At 52.0% G+C, this 21,003-nt stretch carries 26 protein-coding genes and 1 riboswitch; of the genes, 12 read left to right on the forward strand and 14 right to left on the reverse strand.

The features are described 5' to 3' along the window. Positions 1–1,326 (reverse strand): efflux RND transporter periplasmic adaptor subunit, encoded by a 1,326-nt coding sequence (locus tag DZC51_RS02730; RefSeq protein WP_157293845.1) that lies wholly within the window; start codon positions 1,324–1,326, stop codon positions 1–3. Positions 1,327–1,651: 325 nt separating this feature from the next. On the opposite strand from DZC51_RS02730, the gene DZC51_RS02735 reads away from it, so the two are divergent. From DZC51_RS02735 to DZC51_RS02755, 5 genes are all read left to right on the forward strand, one after another. After that, on the forward strand, positions 1,652–2,251 hold the full coding sequence (locus tag DZC51_RS02735) for a trimeric intracellular cation channel family protein (protein WP_157293846.1): 600 nt from the start codon (positions 1,652–1,654) through the stop codon (positions 2,249–2,251). A gap of 43 nt (positions 2,252–2,294) precedes the next feature. Further along, entirely contained in the window at positions 2,295–3,449 is a 1,155-nt protein-coding gene (locus DZC51_RS02740; protein WP_157293847.1) for an ArgE/DapE family deacylase, read from the forward strand. Positions 3,450–4,039: 590 nt separating this feature from the next. Continuing rightward, entirely contained in the window at positions 4,040–4,825 is a 786-nt protein-coding gene (locus tag DZC51_RS02745; RefSeq protein ID WP_157293848.1) for a class I SAM-dependent methyltransferase, read from the forward strand. Positions 4,826–4,838: 13 nt separating this feature from the next. After that, positions 4,839–5,024 carry a hypothetical protein gene (locus DZC51_RS02750; protein ID WP_157293849.1) on the forward strand — a complete coding sequence of 62 codons (186 nt, stop codon included), beginning with the start codon at positions 4,839–4,841 and terminating at the stop codon, positions 5,022–5,024. Between the two features lie 65 nt (positions 5,025–5,089). Next, the gene (locus DZC51_RS02755) at positions 5,090–5,350 is read left to right on the forward strand and encodes an iron-sulfur cluster assembly accessory protein (RefSeq protein WP_157293850.1); all 261 of its coding nucleotides are present in this window, start codon (positions 5,090–5,092) and stop codon (positions 5,348–5,350) included. A 53-nt stretch (positions 5,351–5,403) separates the two neighbouring features. On the opposite strand, the gene DZC51_RS02760 is transcribed toward DZC51_RS02755, so the two are convergent. From DZC51_RS02760 to DZC51_RS02785, 6 genes are all read right to left on the reverse strand, one after another. Beyond that, a complete protein-coding gene (locus tag DZC51_RS02760; RefSeq protein ID WP_157293851.1) occupies positions 5,404–6,171 on the reverse strand; it encodes an STAS domain-containing protein in 768 nt (255 codons plus the stop codon). Next, on the reverse strand, positions 6,125–6,802 hold the full coding sequence (locus DZC51_RS02765; RefSeq protein ID WP_157293852.1) for a cobalamin B12-binding domain-containing protein: 678 nt from the start codon (positions 6,800–6,802) through the stop codon (positions 6,125–6,127). The genes DZC51_RS02760 and DZC51_RS02765 overlap by 47 nt, the downstream gene beginning before the upstream one ends. Beyond that, the gene (locus tag DZC51_RS02770; RefSeq protein WP_157293853.1) at positions 6,789–7,148 is read right to left on the reverse strand and encodes a globin family protein; all 360 of its coding nucleotides are present in this window, start codon (positions 7,146–7,148) and stop codon (positions 6,789–6,791) included. The genes DZC51_RS02765 and DZC51_RS02770 overlap by 14 nt, the downstream gene beginning before the upstream one ends. Further along, positions 7,145–7,450, reverse strand: a complete 306-nt coding sequence (locus DZC51_RS02775) for an antibiotic biosynthesis monooxygenase family protein (RefSeq protein ID WP_157293854.1) — start codon at positions 7,448–7,450, stop codon at positions 7,145–7,147. Before DZC51_RS02775 ends, DZC51_RS02770 begins: the two co-directional genes overlap by 4 nt. A 138-nt stretch (positions 7,451–7,588) precedes the next feature. Beyond that, positions 7,589–7,756, reverse strand: a complete 168-nt coding sequence (locus DZC51_RS02780; RefSeq protein ID WP_157293855.1) for a hypothetical protein — start codon at positions 7,754–7,756, stop codon at positions 7,589–7,591. A gap of 163 nt (positions 7,757–7,919) precedes the next feature. Next, positions 7,920–8,540, reverse strand: coding sequence for a YdhK family protein (locus DZC51_RS02785; RefSeq protein ID WP_157293856.1), 621 nt, complete (start codon positions 8,538–8,540; stop codon positions 7,920–7,922). Positions 8,541–8,711: 171 nt separating this feature from the next. On the opposite strand from DZC51_RS02785, the gene DZC51_RS02790 reads away from it, so the two are divergent. The 5 genes from DZC51_RS02790 (at position 8,712) to DZC51_RS02810 (ending at position 14,238) form a co-directional block, all read left to right on the forward strand. Next, complete coding sequence (locus DZC51_RS02790; protein ID WP_157293857.1) at positions 8,712–10,118, forward strand: sensor histidine kinase; 1,407 nt, start codon at positions 8,712–8,714, stop codon at positions 10,116–10,118. Beyond that, positions 10,093–10,779: a response regulator transcription factor gene (locus DZC51_RS02795; protein WP_157293858.1), complete on the forward strand. Its 687-nt coding sequence runs from the start codon at positions 10,093–10,095 to the stop codon at positions 10,777–10,779. The genes DZC51_RS02790 and DZC51_RS02795 overlap by 26 nt, the downstream gene beginning before the upstream one ends. A 129-nt stretch (positions 10,780–10,908) precedes the next feature. Further along, positions 10,909–11,619, forward strand: coding sequence for a ZIP family metal transporter (locus DZC51_RS02800; RefSeq protein WP_157293859.1), 711 nt, complete (start codon positions 10,909–10,911; stop codon positions 11,617–11,619). A 137-nt stretch (positions 11,620–11,756) separates the two neighbouring features. After that, positions 11,757–12,143 carry an ArsR/SmtB family transcription factor gene (locus tag DZC51_RS02805; RefSeq protein ID WP_157293860.1) on the forward strand — a complete coding sequence of 129 codons (387 nt, stop codon included), beginning with the start codon at positions 11,757–11,759 and terminating at the stop codon, positions 12,141–12,143. Next, on the forward strand, positions 12,133–14,238 hold the full coding sequence (locus tag DZC51_RS02810) for a heavy metal translocating P-type ATPase (protein WP_157293861.1): 2,106 nt from the start codon (positions 12,133–12,135) through the stop codon (positions 14,236–14,238). The genes DZC51_RS02805 and DZC51_RS02810 overlap by 11 nt, the downstream gene beginning before the upstream one ends. A 48-nt stretch (positions 14,239–14,286) precedes the next feature. Here the strand turns inward: DZC51_RS02810 and DZC51_RS02815 are convergent, their stop codons facing one another. Further along, complete coding sequence (locus DZC51_RS02815) at positions 14,287–14,547, reverse strand: hypothetical protein (RefSeq protein WP_157293862.1); 261 nt, start codon at positions 14,545–14,547, stop codon at positions 14,287–14,289. Between the two features lie 243 nt (positions 14,548–14,790). Here DZC51_RS02815 and DZC51_RS02820 point away from each other — a divergent pair, with 243 nt between their 5' ends. Then, complete coding sequence (locus DZC51_RS02820; RefSeq protein ID WP_157293863.1) at positions 14,791–15,321, forward strand: GNAT family N-acetyltransferase; 531 nt, start codon at positions 14,791–14,793, stop codon at positions 15,319–15,321. Between the two features lie 25 nt (positions 15,322–15,346). Here the strand turns inward: DZC51_RS02820 and DZC51_RS02825 are convergent, their stop codons facing one another. From DZC51_RS02825 to DZC51_RS02845, 5 genes are all read right to left on the reverse strand, one after another. Continuing rightward, a complete protein-coding gene (locus DZC51_RS02825) occupies positions 15,347–15,691 on the reverse strand; it encodes a DMT family transporter (protein ID WP_157293971.1) in 345 nt (114 codons plus the stop codon). Then, entirely contained in the window at positions 15,691–16,014 is a 324-nt protein-coding gene (locus tag DZC51_RS02830; RefSeq protein ID WP_157293864.1) for a DMT family transporter, read from the reverse strand. The genes DZC51_RS02825 and DZC51_RS02830 overlap by 1 nt, the downstream gene beginning before the upstream one ends. 148 nt (positions 16,015–16,162) lie before the next feature. Then, positions 16,163–17,338: an acyl-CoA dehydrogenase family protein gene (locus DZC51_RS02835; protein ID WP_370513668.1), complete on the reverse strand. Its 1,176-nt coding sequence runs from the start codon at positions 17,336–17,338 to the stop codon at positions 16,163–16,165. A gap of 14 nt (positions 17,339–17,352) precedes the next feature. After that, complete coding sequence (locus DZC51_RS02840) at positions 17,353–18,549, reverse strand: acyl-CoA dehydrogenase family protein (RefSeq protein WP_157293866.1); 1,197 nt, start codon at positions 18,547–18,549, stop codon at positions 17,353–17,355. 24 nt (positions 18,550–18,573) lie between these two features. Continuing rightward, entirely contained in the window at positions 18,574–19,956 is a 1,383-nt protein-coding gene (locus DZC51_RS02845) for an LLM class flavin-dependent oxidoreductase (protein ID WP_157293867.1), read from the reverse strand. 171 nt (positions 19,957–20,127) lie between these two features. Beyond that, positions 20,128–20,232: riboswitch (SAM riboswitch) on the reverse strand. Between the two features lie 204 nt (positions 20,233–20,436). On the opposite strand from DZC51_RS02845, the gene DZC51_RS02850 reads away from it, so the two are divergent. Then, positions 20,437–20,640: a hypothetical protein gene (locus tag DZC51_RS02850; protein WP_157293868.1), complete on the forward strand. Its 204-nt coding sequence runs from the start codon at positions 20,437–20,439 to the stop codon at positions 20,638–20,640. A gap of 85 nt (positions 20,641–20,725) precedes the next feature. Here the strand turns inward: DZC51_RS02850 and cspC are convergent, their stop codons facing one another. After that, positions 20,726–20,926, reverse strand: a complete 201-nt coding sequence (cspC, locus tag DZC51_RS02855; protein WP_092097212.1) for a cold shock protein CspC — start codon at positions 20,924–20,926, stop codon at positions 20,726–20,728. Between the last annotated feature and the right edge of the window lie 77 nt (positions 20,927–21,003).

The raw sequence follows: 21,003 nt of genomic DNA on the forward strand, positions 1-21,003 counted from the left end.
TTAGGCCTCCTCCGACTCGTCGGCTTCCGGCTCCGTTTCTTCCGGGGCGTCCCCGCCATCTGCCGGTTCTGCTTCCGTTTCCGTTTCTGTTTCACCATTCATGTCAGGCTCTTCCGTGCCTTCGTCTGCATTCACGAAATCCTGAACCTCCTGGCCGGGTTCGAGGTTTTTCACCATGATGACATAGGGGTTGGTGACGACCAGGTCGCCGGGTTCCAGGCCTTCTGCCACGCCGGCGAACTCGTCATTCATTTCACCAAGCACCACCGGGCGCTTTTCAAGGATATTGTCATGATTGATGACATAAACAAACTCATTGCCCTCGTCATCCATATCCAGCGCCATATGAGGAATGGCCAATTGTTCACTCTGTTCAAGGTCGGAGACATTGATTTCCAATGCGACATGGAATCCCTGTCGCAGATCCTTCGTGTCGCCGGCAATGGCAACCGTAAACGGATACATCGTCACATTGCCTCCGCCTCCTCCGAACTCATCCATGCTTCCCTGGTCCCCTTCAGGAAACTGGGAGACGGATTCGATGCTTCCATCCCACGTCTGGTCTTTAAACACTTTTGGCCGGATGACAACAGCCTGTCCCGGCTTGACTTTAACCGTATCAAACTCGCTCATCGACCCGACCACCTTGAACGGGCCGCTGGAAATGAGGTGGACGACCGGCTCGGAGGAACCGTTTTCGGACGGTTCCACATTTTTATTGATCTTCACGACGGTGCCGGCAATCTTGCTTTTGACGGTCAGTTTTTCTTTCTGCATGGCCAGCTCATCAATCGTCTGCTGTGCAGAGCTGACTTCATCTTTAATGCCTTCGATATCCATTTCAAGTTGTACGATTTCCTTGGAGGCGGCATTTAATTCTTCTTTTGTGACGTCGGCGTTTTTCTTCATGTCCGTACGGAGTTTGCGCGCTGCCGTCAATTCATCGTTCGCAATGGCAAGGCGCCTGTTCGTGAGATCTCGCGTACGGACTGCTTTGTTGTATTCACTGTTCACTGTGGAGTCGTCATATGAAAACAGCGGGGTGCCCGCTTCGACAACCTGGTTTTCCTCCGCGAAAAACTCCTTCACTTCACCGTTTTCAGCTTCGTGGAACACTTTTTGCTCATCGCTCGGGATGATTTGCCCTGTGACGAGAATGCTCTCACCCATCTCTCGCATGGCGGCTGGCTGCACCATTACCGGCTCCTCAAGCTCTTCAGATGCCCCGGCAAGAAATAGCCGGTCCTTGAAGACAAATGCCGCTGCGCCCAGCAACCCGACCGCGAGGACGACGATACCTGTCCAAATCATTACTTTTTTCTTCATATTTCCCCCTTGATTGGTCAGGCGCATGTTTTTGTCTATTTTTCTGCGCCCTTTATTTTATCCGAAACCCTCATTAAGGAAGGGTTTCAGACATGGAAAAGCGCTCTGCCCGTCTGTGATTTAAACAGCCAATTAAAATCCAAGAAACGGAATGAGCATATTTCCTCATGATTATACAATATTTCCCGTTAAGAGACTTCTACAAAACCGTTATTATTGATAATAATTTGATGTGATTGGTGGATTTGTTCCGATTGCACGTTCTACCAACTATAATGAGGGACATGAAGATTGTTTTGGTCTACGGGGAGGAAGGTGCTGTTAAATGACTTGGGACGTGCTGAATATCATCGGCACCTTGGCCTTTGCGGTCAGTGGTGCGATCGTCGCGATGGATGAGGACTTTGATATCTTCGGCGTCATGATTCTGGGGTTCACGACCGCATTCGGTGGGGGTACGATCCGAAACCTCCTGATCGGAATCCCGGTTGAAAACATCTGGACGCAAAGCAATCTGTTTGTTCTGGCCTTCACCGCCATTCTTGTGGTGTTTCTGTTTCCGACACACTGGTGGATGAGCTACTGGCACCGCTGGGGAATCTTTTTCGATGCCATTGGCCTGGCCGCGTTTGCCATCCAGGGTGCCCTCATGGCCGTCTATTCCGGTGCATCGCTTGCGGGAGCCATTGTCGCGGCGACCCTGACCGGGGCAGGGGGCGGGATGATCCGGGATGTGTTCGCAGGAAGAAAGCCGATGATCTTCAGGGATGAGATTTATGCACTGTGGGCGGCGCTCGGAGGTCTTCTGATCGGACTTGGCCTGGTCAAAGGAGCATGGCTGACCGGTGCACTGCTTGTGGTGATCGTCCTGCTCCGGATGCTGTCCGTCCATTACAAGTGGCAGCTTCCTAAACGGTCCCTGTAATAATAGTGTGTAGAAAGGGGATATAAAAACTGGAGGTGGTCACTTGAAACAGGAACAAGCCAAGGAGATTCTGAAACAGCTGATTCGCATCAATACTGTCAACCCGCCGGGGAACGAAACGGATGTCGCAAAAGAGCTGAAGGCTTTATTTGAGCGGCATGGCATCGAGACCGAACTCGTGGAATATGACGAAAATCGCGCCAACCTGATTGCCCGGCTGAAAGGTAGTGAAGCCGGTCCAGTGCTCGGGCTGACGGGACATATGGACGTGGTGCCGCCCGGCGAAATTGAATGGACATATGATCCGTTCGGCGCCGAGGAATCAGAAGGGAAAATCTATGGCCGCGGGGCGTGTGACATGAAAAGCGGGCTTGCCGCATGTGTCCTCGCCATGATCGCCCTGAAAGAGCAGGGTCTTCCCGAAAAGGGCGAACTGGTACTGCTTGCGACGGTCGGGGAAGAAGCCGGAGCGGTCGGCGCCCGCCAGCTCACGCAGGAAGGATACGCCGACCAACTGGACGCCCTGGTCGTCGCGGAGCCGACCCGAAACCGGATCAAAATTGCCCATAAAGGTGCACTATGGCCGCAGATTGTCACTTACGGAAAAACCGCACATGGATCGATGCCTGACAAGGGAACGAATGCCGTGATGCATATGAATGAGGTTCTTCACCGCCTTCTTGGCGGAGACTTTACATTTTCCTACGAGGAAGACGAACTGCTCGGCGGACCGACATTCAGCGTCAACGTCATAAGCGGCGGGTCCAATACGAACGTTGTCCCGGACCAATGTACGGCCAACATCGACATCCGGACGGTCCCGTCCCAGGACCACAAGCAGATCATCGGCCAGATCGAGCAGATCATCGAGTCGGCAAAAGGGCGGTACCCGGACCTTCGTGCAGAAATTAAGATCCTGAATGACCAGAACCCTGTAAAGACGCCAGCGGACGATCCGTTTGTCCGGCTCGTGCAGGAAGTGGTGAAGGAAGCGGATGGTGCGGAGGAACTCGGCGGCATGACCGGATACACGGACAGCGCACAGTTTGCCCTTGCCAAAAAAGACTTCCCGATCATCGTGCTCGGACCCGGGGATACGACAGTGGCCCATCAGCCGGATGAGTATGTGGAAATCGATGAATACTACGCAAGCATCAGGCTGTATCAGGAAATTGCAAAGAAATTCTTGGCGGACTGACAAAGGCCCCTTTCTGCAATGGCAGAGAGGGCCTTTTTCTGGTATAAGGTCCTTCTTTGCGTTATCCTGTGGCATTCGGCTGAACTCGCCTAAGGACGCTTAAAGCGGGGGAATGATGAACCGTTTGCATCATGAGATTATCACGGAAGTCATTAATCTGATCGATACTCTAATCCTTTCTTACCATTAATAACTAATGTTGAAGGAATTCCTTATTGCCGTTAGAATAGGATATAGCAAAGAGTTCGTGAAATCACTGAAAGTTTGTCATCTTTTTGTGCTCTTGTATAGGTAGAGTCTGGAAGTCCCGGTCAGGGATTGGCGTACATACTGCATAGAAGAAAACTTTATTGGAATTGAATCGTCCAGAAAAGTATAGCAAGACAAGCTGGTTGTTATTGATTACGGGATGAGCAAATCGCTATACGAAACGATGTTGGGTTCCGCTTGCGGAAGCCGGTGTTCTTCCGCAGATCATATATGCTGTCTGCAACGTGTGCGGTGAGAAAAAGGAGCTTCGGATATACGGGGAAGCGGATCAGGATAAACGATGCTATTCATGCGGCAAGGAATAGAAGGAGGCCATTCGAATGAAAGTAGACTTCGGGAAAGTGGCGAAGGGCTTTGCGCTCTACCGGAATGACCTGACGGAAAATCTGATTGAAAACCTCCAAGTGAGGGGGCTGACATTTCGGGAGCGGTCGGTCGCGGACCTCGGGTCTGGCACCGGCGTCCTGACGCGGATGCTTGAGGAACACGGGGCGGAGGTGACGGGCGTCGAACCATCAGCTGAACTGATTAGGGAAGCCAAGATGATCGACCAGGAATCCGGCGTGGAAATCGACTACGTCAACCGGTACGCGGAAGATACGGACCTCCCCGGACAGTCTTTTGATGTCGTGACCGCTCTGCGCGCATGGCATTGGTTCGATGGGGAGGCCGTCCTGAGAGAAGTGAAGAGGATTCTTAAGCCGGACGGGGATCTTCTGATCATGGATTCCGGATTTGTCAGTGCCGATCCGGTCGTGCAAGAGACGATGGCTCTCCTGAAAAAGGAGATACCTGGACGAATTAAGCCTGCCGGAAGAAAGGCAGGATCCGGACAGTCCATCAACAGCTTCCCGGTGGAGTGGTTCGCCGAATGGCAGTCGCACGGATTAGAACTGAAAGAGCTGTATAACGAGGACTACACAGTGGCCTTCACTCCGGAAACCTGGTGTGAGCGGATCAAGACGCTTTCCTGGATGCTGCACCTGGAAGAGGGGGAGCGAAACAATATTATGGACGGCATAAAGCCCCATCTTATTCGTCTATTTGGAGACCGGACATACGAGATTGAACATAAATTCCATGTGGTCATGCTTAAAAATGTCTGAGGAGGAATCCGCAATGCTTAAAAATAGCTTGCGGTATGGACTTTTCTTCTTCACCTTTATGACTCTCTGGCAGTTTGTGTTTAATCGGGAAGTCGAATGGGGGATGGTGGCCGCCGTAAGTATCTTGGCCGCCCTGTTCAACCTGTCATGGGACTGGGCCAAGGTACCATACGAGTGGAAAAAGCGGAGCGGAGATTGAGGGCTTCCGTGCCGGCGGTGGTATACTCGTGAGGACAAACTGTTTGAACTGAGGAGCGAAAGCACATGTTAATTACAGATGAAGCCCAAGAGCTATTGGAACCGTTTCTGAAGGAGCGCGGCTTGGCCGGCTTGCGCCTGACAGTGGAAACGGGCGAGTTCGGTCCTCAGTTCGCCATCACTTTCGACGAACCGCAGGAGTTCGACGTCGTGCAGGAGATCAAGGGAATCCGCGTGGCGATCGATGCGCAGCTGAGCGATACGGACCTTCTGACATTGGATATCGAGGAAACGCCGGAAGGGCGGGGAATCGTATTGCGGGGCTGACAGAATAAAAGCAGGAGCATCCATTACGGGTGCTCCTGCTTTTTCAAATGGCTTCACTGCTGCAAATAAATGCTCAGTTCCTCTTTCAATGAATGGTTAAACTGGACCCATTGGTCGAGGTGATGGTGATTCAGCTCTTTTGCGAGGTTTGGCTTGATGCCGATGAGCTTAATGACATTTCCGGTCATGAAGTTCAGGGTCTTCACCAGCTGGATGAATTGATCAATGCCATCCGTCTGGACCTCTCCGACGGCGGTGAGGTCAAACAGGACCACTTCATAGTTTCCCCTGAAGACAGACTGCAGGCAACTTTCGGAGATGGTGTTGATCTTGTCCGCGGTGATGTCGCCGAACAGGGGAATCATGCACAGCGAATCGGACAGCGGGATGAACGGTCCGGATAGTTCATCCATCCGTCTCAGTACATGCTCAAGCTCATCTTTTTTCTCCAATAACTCAAAGTCGGTAGAAGCCAGGCGGTTTTGGATGTTCATCAGCTTTTCAATCAGATCTTCATTCGAGCTGTCTTTCGGCAGGAAAATCATGCTGGCGCGATTTTCCGGATTCCACTGAAGATGAACGTCAAATAGTGCCAGTGGCTTTTCCTTTGTGATCATATTCAGTTCCATTTTGACCGGGGCCTGTCCCTGTCCGGAACTGATCCGGCCCAGCTTGTTGACCGATTCTTCATCAACCAGGGATTTAATATGTCCTGTACTCAGGTCAAACCATTCATCGGCAAGGGCTGAATAGCTGACGATTCTTCCGTCCCTGTTAACACTCAAATACGGGAGGGGAAGGGATAGATTCAGTCGTTCCACTCTGCTGTCCTCCCGTCATAAAATTTTGGAGCCATCTTTCAGTTTCCGGCAAATCACCGAGAATGACCGTATCCTCAGTGCAGTGCGGACGGAGGTCGTACATGCCTGTCAGGCGGCCTCCCAGAAGGATAGCCGGTTTTTTCTGCAGTTGGCTGAAAGCCTCCACATACTGTTGGAGCCTTGGCAGGTGATAGACGATGCTGACGGATAGACCGATTATGTCCGGTTTCCAGCTTTCCGCTGTCTGTAGGGCGTACTCCAAAGGCAGGCTCGGTCCGAAATACCGTGTTTCCCAGCCTTGCTCCCTGAACAGACTGTCGACCATCTTCAGGCCGAGATAGTGCTGTTCACCATCAAGGCAAAGGAACATCGCCTTGCCGCCCGATCGTTCCTTCCCGATGCTAAACGCCAGTTTTGAAAGGATGAAGTCACATGTCGCGGTCGCCAGGTGCTCGTCTGCAACCGTGATTTTATTGGTCTCCCACAAATGGCCGATATGCCGCATGGCCGGTGTGAGGAGGTGATGATAAAGATCAGGCCTGGAGGTTTCGGGATAATTTTCGATACATGCCCACGCCTTGTCCGGATCGCCTTCCAGCAGACAGGAAGCGAGCGTTTCAATAGGTGTCATGTTTCACCCCTTCCTTGAGGGTTGAGATGGCTGTGGTGAGGTATTGGCGGTAAGTTTTGGCCTGTTCGCTCGTTTCTTCTTCAAGCAAAGACCGGATGATTTCAAAGTTATCGATGAGGTGCTTTGTGTTCATGCCGTGTTTCGTGAGGATCCCGTCGAGCCAGACCGCGTAATCGGTGAAGACCTTGGTCTCGTTCAGATTATAGGCGGTCTGGAGATGCCTCATGTGATGATGGTTATCTTCCCGGCACTTTGCTTTTCCGGGCTCACCAAAACGTTCCAGGAGGGCCGGTTCAAGTTCATAGATCTTTTCTGTCACCTGATTAACGATCATATCGACGTTCACTTGGCCACCACCTTGAATTTGGACACCTTCGGAATGATGGAGGCCAGTTCCTGATCCGGATACTTTTTCTCCAGCTCATGGATTCTGCGAAAATCCTCACTCCGTGCCCAGTCTAGGTAATTCTCTTTTGTATCGAATATCAGCTGCACCGTCAGTTCGCCGGGACGACGGTCGTTCTGCAATAGCAGAAAATTGACGAATCCATTGGCCTGGTCGACCAGACGGGAGCGGTTTTGATAGATCCGGATGACTTCCTCCGATTTTTCCGGGGGAACATCAAATGTTGAAAAGACGGTATACATCAGCTTTCCCCCTTTTTCTAGCAATTCGTGTGTCTCGCAAGTTTAACATACTGACACAAAGGTGGCGCCCAATCCGAATTGTTCGGACGTAAAAAGGGCAGGTGCACCCAATCGGATGCGCCTGCCCTTTTTGATTCATCACCAGTCAAACAGCCGGCCGAACGACCGGCCGATCCACGTCAGCATGCCCCACAGGAGCCTGAACGGCCAGATAAGCAGTTCAGGGAACCAAAGGAAAAATTCTGCAATGTCGCTTTTGTCCTTTTTCCTCTTCTGTCTTTGCCCGTCCTGTTCCCGTCCGTTCATCAGCTGATCTCCTCCTGTTTGGTCTCTTCTTATTTGTCATTACGGATAACCGTTGAAAAAGGTTTCAAAGATTCAGCTAAACGGAAACCGGCTCTGTTCGGGAAAAAGACTGCAGGGAAGACGGGTTCTCTGCAGTCTTTTGCATCGTTATCGTTGCCGTGCATTACTCCTCGGACAGCTCTTCTTCCGTCACCCACTTATGATTCTTGACTTCTTCATTGCTGTCACTCGGAATGAAGTCGACCATGTAGACGGTCGTCTGTTCGGCGGAATCGACCGTCGCCGTTGCTCCTTTCATACCCGGCATGTGGTCTGCGAGAAGTGTCACTTCAGTCCCCGGCTCAAGCGGTGCTTCTCCGGGGTTCTCAAGTTCTTCGTGGACCACCCATTTATGGTCTTTGACAGGCTCGCCTCCGTCAGTCGGGGTATAGGTGACCGAATAGGCCGTCGTTTCAAATGCTCCGCTGATGGTTGCTTCGACACCATTCATGCCCGGCATATGATCGGCATGCATCATGGCTGTGCTGCCGACGCGGAATGTAGGGTTTTCGGCTTCCTTCAGGCCTTCCGGCACTTCTCCGGAACTGCTGTGCATGGCGTGCGAGTCCTGGCTGCCGTCATTTTCGCTGCTTTCTTCCTGAGCCGGCTGTTCCGTGTTTTTGTCGGTTTGCTCAGTCTGCTGGGCGGCATCTTCCTTGGGTTCCGTGTCGTCAGACTGGCAACCGGCAAGCAGGAGGACAAGGGTCCCTGCGGCAACGGCCGTTTTCCATTTCAATAAGTTCATGTGATCTGCCTCCTTGGATAAAAATAGTACCAATCATACGGTACCCACTTAGCATGCAGGTTCTGTGCAGATATTATGAACAATTGAGCAAGATGACGGGTTTCTGTACCGTAATTCCTTCTTCCTCGGATAAAATGAAGGAAGAAAATCTGCCAAGGGGAGAGGTTCGTCATGTTCAGTAAGCTATCCATCCGGTTGGGCCTGCTCCTGTTCAGTATTTTGCTTCTGATTGAACTTCTGCTGTATGCGGGGCTGTATGTCTCCTTGGCCGATGAGCGGGCCGATGAAGTCATCAGTCAGCTGTTGGCGCGTGGGAACACGCACCGGGATGTGCTTGAAGATCATTTTGATGAATTGACACTCAACCATGTCATCATGATGGAATCGGCCTCTGTCTTTTCTGTCGTCGTTACTGACGGGAATGGCCTGGTGTTGGAGCGATCGGAAGAAGTAGCCCCTGCTTTGCTGGAATTAATCCTTCATTCCGATGAAGAACCGGTTTCCCATGCCGGAAGAGTGCTCCAATCAGGATGGCGAGATCACGAATTCATCGTCACAGACAGTCCGTTGACCATTGAAGGCCGGCACAGCGGCCATGTGTATATGCTGGCACCATCGGCAATGATCCGGGAGACCGTCGGAGAACTGAGACGCCGTTTCCTGTCGGTCGGTGCTTTTTCAGTGCTTCTGACAATTCTGGTCATTCCGTTCCTGACCCGCTTTGTCACAAGGCCGCTGCTCCGCATGAAGCAGGTGACAGAACATTTGGCATCGGGTGGGCACCCTTCCGGTCTAGATACAGCAAGATCAGACGAATTGGGCGATCTTGCCCGCTCAATCGGCCAGCTGTCGAACGACCTGGAGCGGATGAGAAATGAACGGAACGAGTTTCTCGCCAGTGTCGCTCATGAGCTCAGGACGCCGATCACTTATATCAAGGGCTATGCGGATCTTGCATCAAAGAATGGAACCGATGAACAGGCAAGAAAAGAATATCTTGTCATCATCCGGAATGAAGCCGGGCAACTGAATCGGCTGGTCGGCCAATTGCTGGATCTTGCCCGTTCGGACAGGCAAGGGTTCTCAGTCAGCTTGTCATCTGTGCATCTGTCTTCCCTTGCTGAATCGGTTTTGTCGCTTGTCCGTCCGGCATATAAGGACAAAGGGGTCCGGTTATCGTGCCGAATTCCCGATGACCTAACTGCAGATCTGGATATCGGCCGCTTCAAGCAAGTGCTCCTGAACCTTTTGGATAATGCGCTGAAACATACGCCTTCAGGGAAAGAGGTTTCCCTGGAAGCGGTCCGGACTAAAAAAGGAATCCGGGTCTCGGTCGCAGATGAAGGGGAAGGAATTCCGAATGAAGAGCAATCGGCGGTGTTTGAACGGTTCTACCGTGTGGATAAGTCGAGGTCCAGGAAAAGCGGAGGAGCCGGTCTCGGGCTTGCCATTGTGAAGGATATTGTCGGGGCGCATGGCGGCACTGTCGCAGCTGAAAGCCGGCCCGGAGGAGGAACCGTCATGACGATCATATTGGAAAGGAGGAGAGGCGATGGTGCAAATCCTGCTCGTAGATGACGAACCGATGATGTTGGACTTGCTTCAGTTATATTTGGAACCGCATGGATTCCACTGCCTGAAGGCTGTCTCAGGAGAAGAGGCCTTGAACCTGCTTAGTCTTCATAAGCCAAACCTGGTGGTACTGGATGTCATGATGCCCGGCATGGATGGGTGGACGGTGTGCCGGGATATCCGGCAACGGTCTGCAGTCCCCATTCTGATGTTGACAGCACGGGGCGAGACAGAGGACTTGGTAAAAGGGTTGGGTATAGGTGCGGATGACTATCTGACAAAACCTTTTGAAGAAGAGGAACTGGTGGCACGTCTCAATGCATTATTGAGACGTTCAGGCATGTCTTGTGTGCTTGAAACGGCAGGCCTGGTCTATTCGCGGGATTCATTCACGCTTACATACAGAAAGGAACCGATCCGCCTGACACCGAAGGAGTTTGCCTTGCTGGGTAAGCTGATGAGTGAGCCGGACAGGGTATTCAGCCGTGACAGTTTGCTGGGACATGTTTGGGGATGGAATACGGAAACAGAGGGCAGGACGGTCGATTCACATGTAAGGAATCTACGTGAGAAGATTCGCCGCTCAGGCTTTCCGATAGATGATCATCTCCTCACTGTTAGAGGCGTGGGGTACAAGTGGAATCCGAGAGGGGACGGATACATGTAGGTGACAGGTCGTGTAGGGGCCCAAGCGACAGGGGACAGAGGACCGGGTGGGTGGATCTTCGATTTCGAAATGGTATGGTACCTCGGCTTTGGGCATAAAAAATAAAAATGACTAGCGAAGGATGGGCTCTTGTCTTCTGTTTGGTTAACCGGCTCGATCGCCACCTTTTGGGGAATAGGAATTGGCGGCTTGTTCTCTTTCCTGATCCATGGAAATAAGAGAAGTATCGGAACCATTTATTCAGTGTGTACGGGAGCGATACTGGGCTTGGCCAGTTTTGAAATCATTCCGGCAGCCCTGGAAAAAGGAAGCTGGATCACTATGGTCTTGGGGTTTTTAGCAGGAATGGTTCTATTCCTGCTTACACATCTCTTTTCGGATGTTTCCTTCCGGACTCTTAACATGCCGCATATCAAGTCAGGCTTTTTATTGGCCATCGCCATTTCGATTCATAATATCCCGATGGGGATGACGATCGGCTCCATCCAACAAAGTGATCTCACAGCGGCCTTGTTATCCGCTGTTGTCATGCACAATATTCCCGAGGGGATGATCCTGTTTGCACCACTATTCCTGACCGGTTTCAGGATGATCATTCTTTTTGGTTTTTCCGCTATGGTTGCTGTCCCGTTTGGAATTGGAGCTTACATCGGCGGATGGATCGGGATAGAGAGTGATCTAATCTGGTCGTTTTTGGTTACTTTGTCGGTGGGCATGATCTATATGATTGCAATCAGAGAAATTCTGCCACAAGCAATCAGGCATTCCTCCCATGCATACAGTCTTGTGGTTGCCGTGATTTCTTTCCTCTTGATCGGGGCTTATCTTCTCTGGATATAAAGGAAGTACATGTTTCATTACTGAAGGCATGTCCTAGGGCATGTCTTTTTATTATTTAGATATTCGTTTGACTATTCAGTTGAAGGATGCATACAATATTGATATTCAAACAAATATTAGAATGAGTAGGTGGGGCAATGTCCGGGGGAAAAGCGGTTAATCACTCCAAGGATTCCTGCGAAACGTTTAGCTACGATGAAGAAAAGGTCAGCCGCATCCAGGAAAAAATCGACCAGGTCAGCGGTGTCGAGATGATTTTCAAGGCATTGGCGGACGCCACCCGGCTGAAAATCGCCTACGCACTCACTTTGGAAAAAGAGCTGTGCGTCTGTGACGTGGCCAATATCATCGGCGCCACAACCGCAACGGCTTCGCATCATTTGAGGCTGCTCCGGAACATGGGGCTCGCCCGATACCGCAAGGAAGGCAAAATGGTGTTTTATTCGCTGGAAGACGATCATGTCCGGCAACTCGTGTCGATTGCAATGATTCATGAAAAAGAAGGGATCCGCCATGGAAGATAACCAGAACGTGTACCGGCTGCAGGGACTGTCCTGCACGAGCTGTGCTGCCAAGTTCGAGAAAAATATCCGTGCCATCGAAACCGTGGAAGATGTCCAGCTGAACTTCGGCGCGATGAAGATCACGGTCAAAGGCGACGCCTCGATCGAGCAGTTGGAGAAGGCGGGCGCGTTTGACGGAATCAAGGTGTATCCGGAACGTGAGCGGCTGGAGAAGCCGGAGCCGTTCTGGAAAAAACGAGAGAACATCGCTGCAATGATCTCCCTCGTGTTCATCATCGCCGGGTATGTCTCCGGTTTCCGGATGGGCGATGAGAGCCCGGTGACCATCGGATTGTTCGCGGCCGCAATCCTGATCGGCGGATTTGATCTGTTCAAGGTGGGGCTCCAGAACCTGACGAAACTGGAGTTCGACATGAAGACGCTGATGACGGTGGCGATCATCGGAGCGGCGCTTATCGGCGAGTGGGCCGAGGGAGCGGTCGTAGTGTTCCTCTTTGCGGTCAGCGAAGCGCTTGAAGCCTACTCCATCAATAAGGCACGCCAGTCGATCAAGGCGCTTATGGAGGTCGCGCCGAACCGGGCCACGGTCAGACGCGGCACGGAAGTCATGGAGATCGACGTGGAAGATGTCCGGATCGGCGATGTGATGCTGATCAAGCCTGGTCAGAAGCTGGCCATGGACGGCGAAGTCATCCAGGGGCAGTCGTCCATCAACCAGGCCGCCATCACCGGCGAATCGATCCCGGTCCATAAAGCGATTGGAGACGAGGTATTCGCCGGTACCCTGAACGAAGAAGGGGCGCTGGAAGTCCGGGTCACCAAGCGGGCGGAAGACACGACGATCGCAAAGATCATCCACCTGGTGGAAGAGGCACAGGCGGAACGTGCCCCATCCCAGCAGTTTGTCGACCGGTTCGCCAAGTACTACACGCCCGCCATCATGGTGGTCGCTTTGCTGGTGGCTGTCATTCCGCCTCTGCTATTCGGCGGTTCATGGTCCAAATGGGTGTACAGCGGGCTGGCGGTCCTCGTCGTCGGCTGTCCGTGCGCGCTGGTCATCTCCACGCCGGTTGCGATTGTGACCGCAATCGGGAACGCGGCGCGAAAAGGCGTCCTGATCAAGGGCGGTATCCACCTGGAAGAGACCGGAAAGCTGAAAGTGGTTGCTTTCGATAAGACCGGCACTCTTACAGAAGGGAAACCCGTTGTCACAGATGTGATCGGTTTTTCGAACATGGATAATGATGAGATTCTCGGCGTTTCCAGAGCGATTGAGTCCTACTCGCAGCACCCGCTCGCTTCCGCAATTGTCCGCAAAGCTGAGGAGACTGGGCTTGCTGCATTTACGGCCACAGATTTTCAGTCCATCACGGGCAAAGGAGCAAAGGCTTCAGTCGGAAACGAAACCTACTACATCGGAAGCCCGAACCTGTTCGATGAGATTCTCCCGATACCGGAATCTGTATCCCGGCAGATAAAAGATCTTCAGAAGCAGGGCAAAACGGTCATGCTGCTAGGAACCGACCGGGAAATCAAAGGGCTTGTCGCTGTGGCCGACCAGGTAAGGAAGAGCAGTGCAGCCATCATCCAGAAGCTTCATAAGCTTGGAATCGAGAAGACCGTCATGCTGACAGGGGACAACGAGGCCACTGGCCAGGCGATCGGCCGTCAGCTTGGACTGAGTGAAACAAGGGCAGAGCTGCTGCCCGAGGATAAGCTGGAGTCCATCAGAACCCTGCGCGGACAAAACGGAAATGTCGCCATGGTCGGAGACGGCGTCAATGATGCCCCGGCACTGGCTGCCGCCACGGTCGGGATCGCCATGGGCGGAGCAGGGACGGACGCCGCGCTGGAAACAGCCGACGTCGCCCTGATGGCCGACGACCTTGAAAAACTTCCATATACGATTGCTTTGAGCAGGAAAACACTGGCCATCATCAAGCAGAACATCTCGTTTGCCATTCTGGTCAAGATCGCGGCGCTGCTTCTCGTGGTGCCGGGATGGCTCACGCTCTGGCTCGCCATCTTCGCGGACATGGGCGCAACGCTGATCGTCGTTGCCAATTCACTTCGGCTTTTGAGATCGAAAGAATAAAAAGAGCAGGCCGGGAAAAATCGAATGTTTTCCCGGCCTGCTTTTGTATTATTGGACACCCAGCGCTTCCTCTGTGCAGGAGGAGTGTGGAGGATAGCCGAGTTCTTCGGCTTCTCCCAAAGTTGACTCCTCAATGAAATTGGTCGGTTCGGATTCCTCAAAACAGGAAGGTGCGATATACGTTTTATGGGTATGATCCAGGATGACTCTTGAATCTGAAGGGTCATCTTTGAGCCAATTAAAGGCCGCAATGGCCAGTATGATCAGCAAGATGAGTGACGTGGCCAGCATGATCACGTTATTCCGCATGTTCCTCCTCCTTCAAGTGGGGGGGCGTTCTAAAAACCCAGCATAACATGGCTTCTGTGTATAAGGATGTTTGTCCTCATCATGTTCGAAAACTGTCAAAAACAGTCGGGGAATTTAGCTTCCTGGTTCAGGGTTGCTGAAAATAAAAGTGGACTAAACAGTAAAGCTGACACAGAGTATGCTGGGAAAATGGTAAACTGATTTTGCAGAATTATTTATAAATTAAGTGAGAGAGGAGAAAACATGTTTCCGACCTTAGAAACAGATAGATTGCGATTGAGAGAACTGACAAAGGCTGATGCAGACGGTCTATTCGCCTGTTTTTCAGATGAACGGGTAACCCGATTTTATGGGCAGGAAACAGTGCACACCATCGAACAGGCAGAAGCTTTCGTTGATTTCTTTGCATACAGCTACAAGGAAAAACGAGGGATCCGCTGGGGAATTGAAGTGAAAGAGCGCCCGGGCATCATAGGGACGATTGGATTTAATGCTTGGTCCCCCAAACATAAACGGGCAGAAATAGGATACGAAATTCTCCCTGAACACTGGAGGAAGGGTTACACCTTCGAGGCGATAACTAAACTCATCCAATATGGGTTTGACGAATTGGGCCTGACCCGCATCGGGGCTGTTGTATTTATGGAGAATGAAGCATCCAACCAATTACTTGCCAAAGTCGGATTTCAAAGAGAGGGCATTTTGAGAGAATACATGTACCAAAATGGAAAGGCTTATGACACTTACGTCTATTCCATTCTGAAAAATAATTGAAGGCTGCAAAAGCAGCGGACGAACCTTAATCTGCAGGTTCCTCCGCTGCTTTCTTTCCGTTCGAATTCAAGAGGATGACGCCGCCGATGATGAGGAGCACACCGGCTATTTTCATCGGGCCGAACAGCTCGCCCCAGACAAGTGCGCCGAGCAGGGCGGTGAGGGCGGTCCCGATGCCCGACCAGATCGCATAGGCAAGGCTGAGCGGAACCGTCTTCAGGCAGAGCGAAAGACAGTAGAATGACAGTCCGTAAGCCGCCGCAACTCCGATGGTAGGGAGGGGGACGGTAAATCCTTCCGACAGCTTCAGCATAGCGGTGCCGAACACTTCGGTGACGATGGAGATGGTGAGGTAGAGGTAGCCTTTCATCATTTGGCACCTCCGGCACTCAGAAGGATGACGCCCGCGATGATCATTGCAAGCCCGGCTAACTTCTTGCTGTCGAAGCCTTCCTTATAGACGATAACGCCGACCATTGCGGTGAGGGCGGTCCCGAGTCCCGACCAGACAGCGTAGGTCAGGCCGAGGGGAAGAGTGAGAAGTGTCAGCGAAAGGGCGTAGAAGGCGAAGCCGTAACCAGCGACGACTCCGAGAGTCGGCAAGGGCCTTCTGAATCCGTCGGTTGCCTTCAGGAGCGAGCTGCCGACCACCTCGCTGATGATGGCAAAGAGTAATAATATGTAGGCATTCATCAGGTGAACCTCTCTTTCTTTCCATGTAAAACTCTATCAACGGGGTGCAAGTTTGGGAAGAAAAAGAGATCGGAAGCCTTTTGTTTTTCAGGGCAAAAAAACCGGGAGCGTGTTAGCTCCCGGCAACAATTTTTCTTTGGGTGGTCCTTTATAGTGGAGGCAGGCCGACCAGCGCTTTGCCGATTTGGTCCAATGCGATATTGTTTGACGGCGCCATCGGAATGCCGCCGCGTGCATCGCGGTAAAGCTTTTCGAAGATACCCGTGTGGTAACCGTAACCGCCCGCAACATCCATCGCCGTTCTGGCAGCAAAATCAGCAAGTTCTGTGACTTGGACCTTACATTCATTCACTTCAGCGGTGACATTATTCAATGGCTCTCCCGCTTCATTTAATTCATCCAGATGGCGGGCGATGTCGATCAGCCATGCGCGGGAAGACTTGATGCGGATGGCGACCTTTGCAAGTTTGGCCCGGATCACCTGATGATCGGCAAGCGTATTCTGGAAACCGTGATTTTTAGTTTTCATCACATGATCGGTCGCTGCATCCAGCGCTGCCTGGGCGACTCCCAGCCAGACGGCATTCAAGCCGATGATGGCCGCGGAGTTTTGGTAGATGTCTTCCGGTGTAGCGTTCAATAAGTCGTTTTTATGAACGCGTACATGTTCAAAAGTGAGCGGGCCGCTGTGATTGCCCCTTACGCCCAAAGCATCCCATGGCTTGGCTGTAATTCCCTCATGACGGCCATCCACGATGAAATAGCTTTGTGCACTCAGTTCTATCGCATTTGCCGTTCCGGTTTGGGTCACATAGAAATCCGCCTGGCCGCCGCTTGTGGTGAACGACTTTGTGAGGTTTAAGATGTACTCATCACCATCCTGGACAGCCCGGCTCAGATTGTACCAGACATGTCCGCCAGTGGACTTCTCGCTAATGGCGAAGGTCGTGATGGATCCATTTTCCCGTACCGGAAGCAGCCAACGCCGCTTCTGGTCCTCGGTACCATAAAGATACACTTTCTCTGAGGCGGCGATATGCATGGTATAGACAAGACCGGTCGATGCGTCCGCCTTCGCAATTTCTTCCGCAGCAATTACAAATTCGGTATAGCCCAAGCCCAAACCTTTTAGGCTTTCATCAAATAGGATTGAATTCCAGCCTGCCAGGCCCAACGCTGTGAGGCTCTCACGCGGGAACAGGCCTTCCCGGTCATCCACCTTAACGTGGGGAGTCACATTCTGGGAAACGAATTCACTGATCTCATTACGTACGGTCTGCAAATACCGGCGGTCATCGCGTTGTTTGTCGACTGTACTGATCACATGTACTCCCCCCATTAGAAGTAGACCTCATGAATCGGCAGTTGTTTATCATTTAGCAGATAATTGCCAATCCATCGCTCTTTGTAAACAGCCGGATTGTGCGAAGCGATGGTGCGGATGTTGCGCCAGTGCCTGTCGTATTGCTTGCCTGCCCGGACAGCAGAAGATCCGCCGACTTCAAATAAAAGGTTCGCCGACTGCAGAGCCAGATCATCGACGATCACTTTTGCTTCTGAAGCTTCAAGTGCTGCCTGGTGCGTATCGCTTACTTGCACTTCGCCGTTTTGAGCGCCGTCCACTGTTCTTTGCAGGGCATGGGCTGCCTGCAGGACAGTCGCTTTGGCCGCATAGGCATTGCTCGCGAGGCGTCCCAGCACTTGCTGAAGCTGTGGGTCTTCCGCAGGCGTATCGGACGTTGCATAGGTGAAGGTCCGTTTGCGGGAAAGGATGATCTCTTTTGCATCGGATACAATTTCTTGCGCAATGCCGGCGATGACTGCCTGCAAGAACAGCTGCAGATACGAATTGAACGGTGTTTTGGCTTCCATCAGACTGAACTCATCCGGTGAAACCTTTACATGATGGAAGCGGGTGGTTCCGCTGCCGGTTGAACGCTGCCCGAATCCGTCCCAGTCATCAATAATCTCCACGCCCTCACGGTCAGCGGGCACCACTGCCGCCACCGCTTCATTTTTCTCGTTGGCCGCAGTCACGACGATATAGTCCGAGTACATCGTGCCTGTGCTGTAGTATTTCGTGCCATTCAATACATAGCGGTCCCCGTCAGGGAGGAGGGTCGTGTTGAACTGCAGTTTCCCTACGTTCTTCGATGAGATTTCCGTATAGGCATTGCCCAGGATGGCGCCATCTGCGACTTTTTCAAGCCACTTTTTATTCCCGGTGGCTTCAGTGTCCATTAAATACGCTTCCACCTGCCAAAAGTGCGCGCGCAGAATATGTGCGGCATCCGGATCCGCTGCGGCCAGCCGGATCAGGGCCTCAAAGAGTTCCGGAATGGTGGCACCGCCGCCTCCGAGTTCGACCGGCAGGCGCAATGCGCCGAACCTTGCCTCTTTCAGCAGTTGGATGGAGCGGTAGGGGTGTTCGGTTTCGGGTAATTCACGTCTCCGTCTTGCATCATTCCGGACAGCGGCAATCAGTTCGTCAAATTCGGAAGTGCCATATTGGATGGCTTGTTCTTTAACTGTCATTTTGGAAAGCCTCCTGTCTCGTCGTTATTTAACGGGTTCGGCGATACGTTTATAGCGGTGTCCGATATGATCGTTCCGGAGATAAGGCGACTCACCAAAAAGTTTTTCACGCAGTGTGCCTTCGCCGTATGCTTTCTTGAAGATGCCGCGCTTCTGCAGTTCCGGGATCACCAGCTCGACGATATCTTCAAAGGTGCCGGGGGTGATGGCGTATGCCAGGTTAAAGCCGTCAATGTCGGTTTCATCGATCCACTCTTCAAACAGATCTGCGATCGTCTCCGGTGTCCCGATGAAAATCGGACCCAATCCGCCGATGCCGGCAAAGTTGGCGAGTTCACGCGGTGTCCATTTTTTGTTCGGGCTGGCTTTCGTCAATCCTTCCAGCATGGACTTGATGGCATTCGTCTCGATGTACTGCAGCTCTTGATCGGGGTCGAACTTGGAAAAATCAATGCCCGACCACCCGCTCAGTAAAGTCATCGCCCCTTCGTAGCTCACATATTGGGCAAGGTCCTCATACTTGGCCTGGGCTTCTTCTTCCGTTTCCCCGACAATAACAGTGGCCAGAGCGAGAACCTTGAGGCTTTCCGGATCTCTGCCTTGCTTTGCAGATTCGGCCCGCAAGGTTTTCACGTAAGTCGCGGTCGCTTCCTTGGATGGCGTCGAGATGAACGTCAGCTCCGCATGCTTGGCGGCGAATTGTGTTCCGCGTGGGGAGGCGCCTGCCTGGTACAGGACCGGGGTGCGCTGTGGCGACGGCTCGCACAAGTGAATTCCGGGAACGCTGAAGAATTCTCCCTGGTGACCGATTTCGTGGACCTTCTCGGGGTCCGTAAATACGCCGCGTTTGGCGTCCCTGACAACCGCGCCGTCTTCCCAGCTTGATTCCCACAGCTTATAGCAGACTTCCAGGTATTCATCGGCAATGTCGTACCGCTTCGTATGTTCGAACTTGTCGCCGATCTCAATGTTCTTGGTCCCGCTTTCCAGATAGGAAGTGACGATATTCCAGGCGATTCGGCCTTTCGTCAGGTGGTCGAGTGTGGAGATGCGGCGGGCGAACGTATACGGATGCTCGAATGTGCTCGAAGCGGTCAGGCCGAAGCCGATATGCTCGGTGGCGTAGGCCATGACAGAAATCAGCATGGCGGGGTCATTGACCGGAACCTGGGTCGCTTCGCGGATGGTGGCTTCACGGCTGCTTTCGTAGACGTCATACAGGCCGATCACATCAGCGATAAACAGGCCGTCGAATTTGCCCTTTTCCAATAACCTGGCCAGATTCACCCAATACTCGATCGTGTTGTAGGTGTCCGATTGATCATTGGGATGCTTCCAAAGCCCGGGGGACTGATGCCCGACACAGTTCATGTCAAATGCGTTCAGATAGATTCGTTTTTTGCTCACCTAAAAAACCTCCATTATTCTTTTTCTCGCCAATTAAGCTTATCGATCTAGTCGGGATAATGAATAACGGGGCTCGGTGTTTTTCTTTGATGAGTTGATGCCACTCCACATGGGAAGGACAGCAAAAAGCCCCTTCCCGATGAGGAAGAGGCCATATGTTTGATATTCCGCCCCTCATCTTCCAAGCATGCGCTTGCTGGACTTAGCACCTTGTTACATCGTAACGGTTGCTGCGGGATCTCAGGACCAGATTCCTCCCCCGACTCTTGATAAGGAAATCGAGCTATTCAATTAGCGAGTACCCACATCTTAACCAAAAGGTATTTGACTGTCAACAGGGAATTTTCTTAAAGTTTACAGCGACCAAATTCGTATGAGGGGATGGAACGGGGAGTCGGCGTAGGTTTCTGAATCTGCCGGTCGGCTCCGTGCGATCGGAACATGTGCTATCATTGGAAATAATAGGGGGTAGTGGGGCGGATGTATCTAAATTCTCGTATTAAGCACTACGTGCCGGTGCTTCTGGCCATGGCGTCTGCGTTTGCGGTGATCTCCGTGGTGGTGGAGAAGCCCGACTATTCGACGGCCATGATCGCAATTGGGATCGGCTTCGTGATGGGGGAGACTTTCCATTACCTGAAATCAAAAAAACCGGTCAGATCACGGAATAAACCGTTCAGTTGAGTGGTGCTGCAAACTATATGCCAACAAAAAAAGACCGCCGAATCAATTGCTGATTCGGGGTCTTTCTTGTTTTTGCGATTTAAGATTAAGCTTTTTGAACGTTAGCTGCTTGAGCTCCGCGAGCACCTTGCTCAACGTCAAACGTTACTTTTTGACCTTCGTCCAACGATTTGAATCCGTCGCTTTGGATAGCGGAGAAGTGTACGAATACATCGTCGCCACCTTCACGTTCGATGAAGCCAAAACCTTTTTCTGCGTTAAACCATTTAACTGTACCTTGTTCCATGTTTGTTGCCTCCTAGTGCGTTACCACACATTTTATTACTATCGTTGCTCAAAGTATCCTCAAGATGAAGAGTAAAT

This window comes from Bhargavaea sp. CC-171006 (assembly GCF_009761675.1).
Classification (GTDB): Bacteria; Bacillota; Bacilli; order Bacillales_A; family Planococcaceae; genus Bhargavaea; species Bhargavaea changchunensis.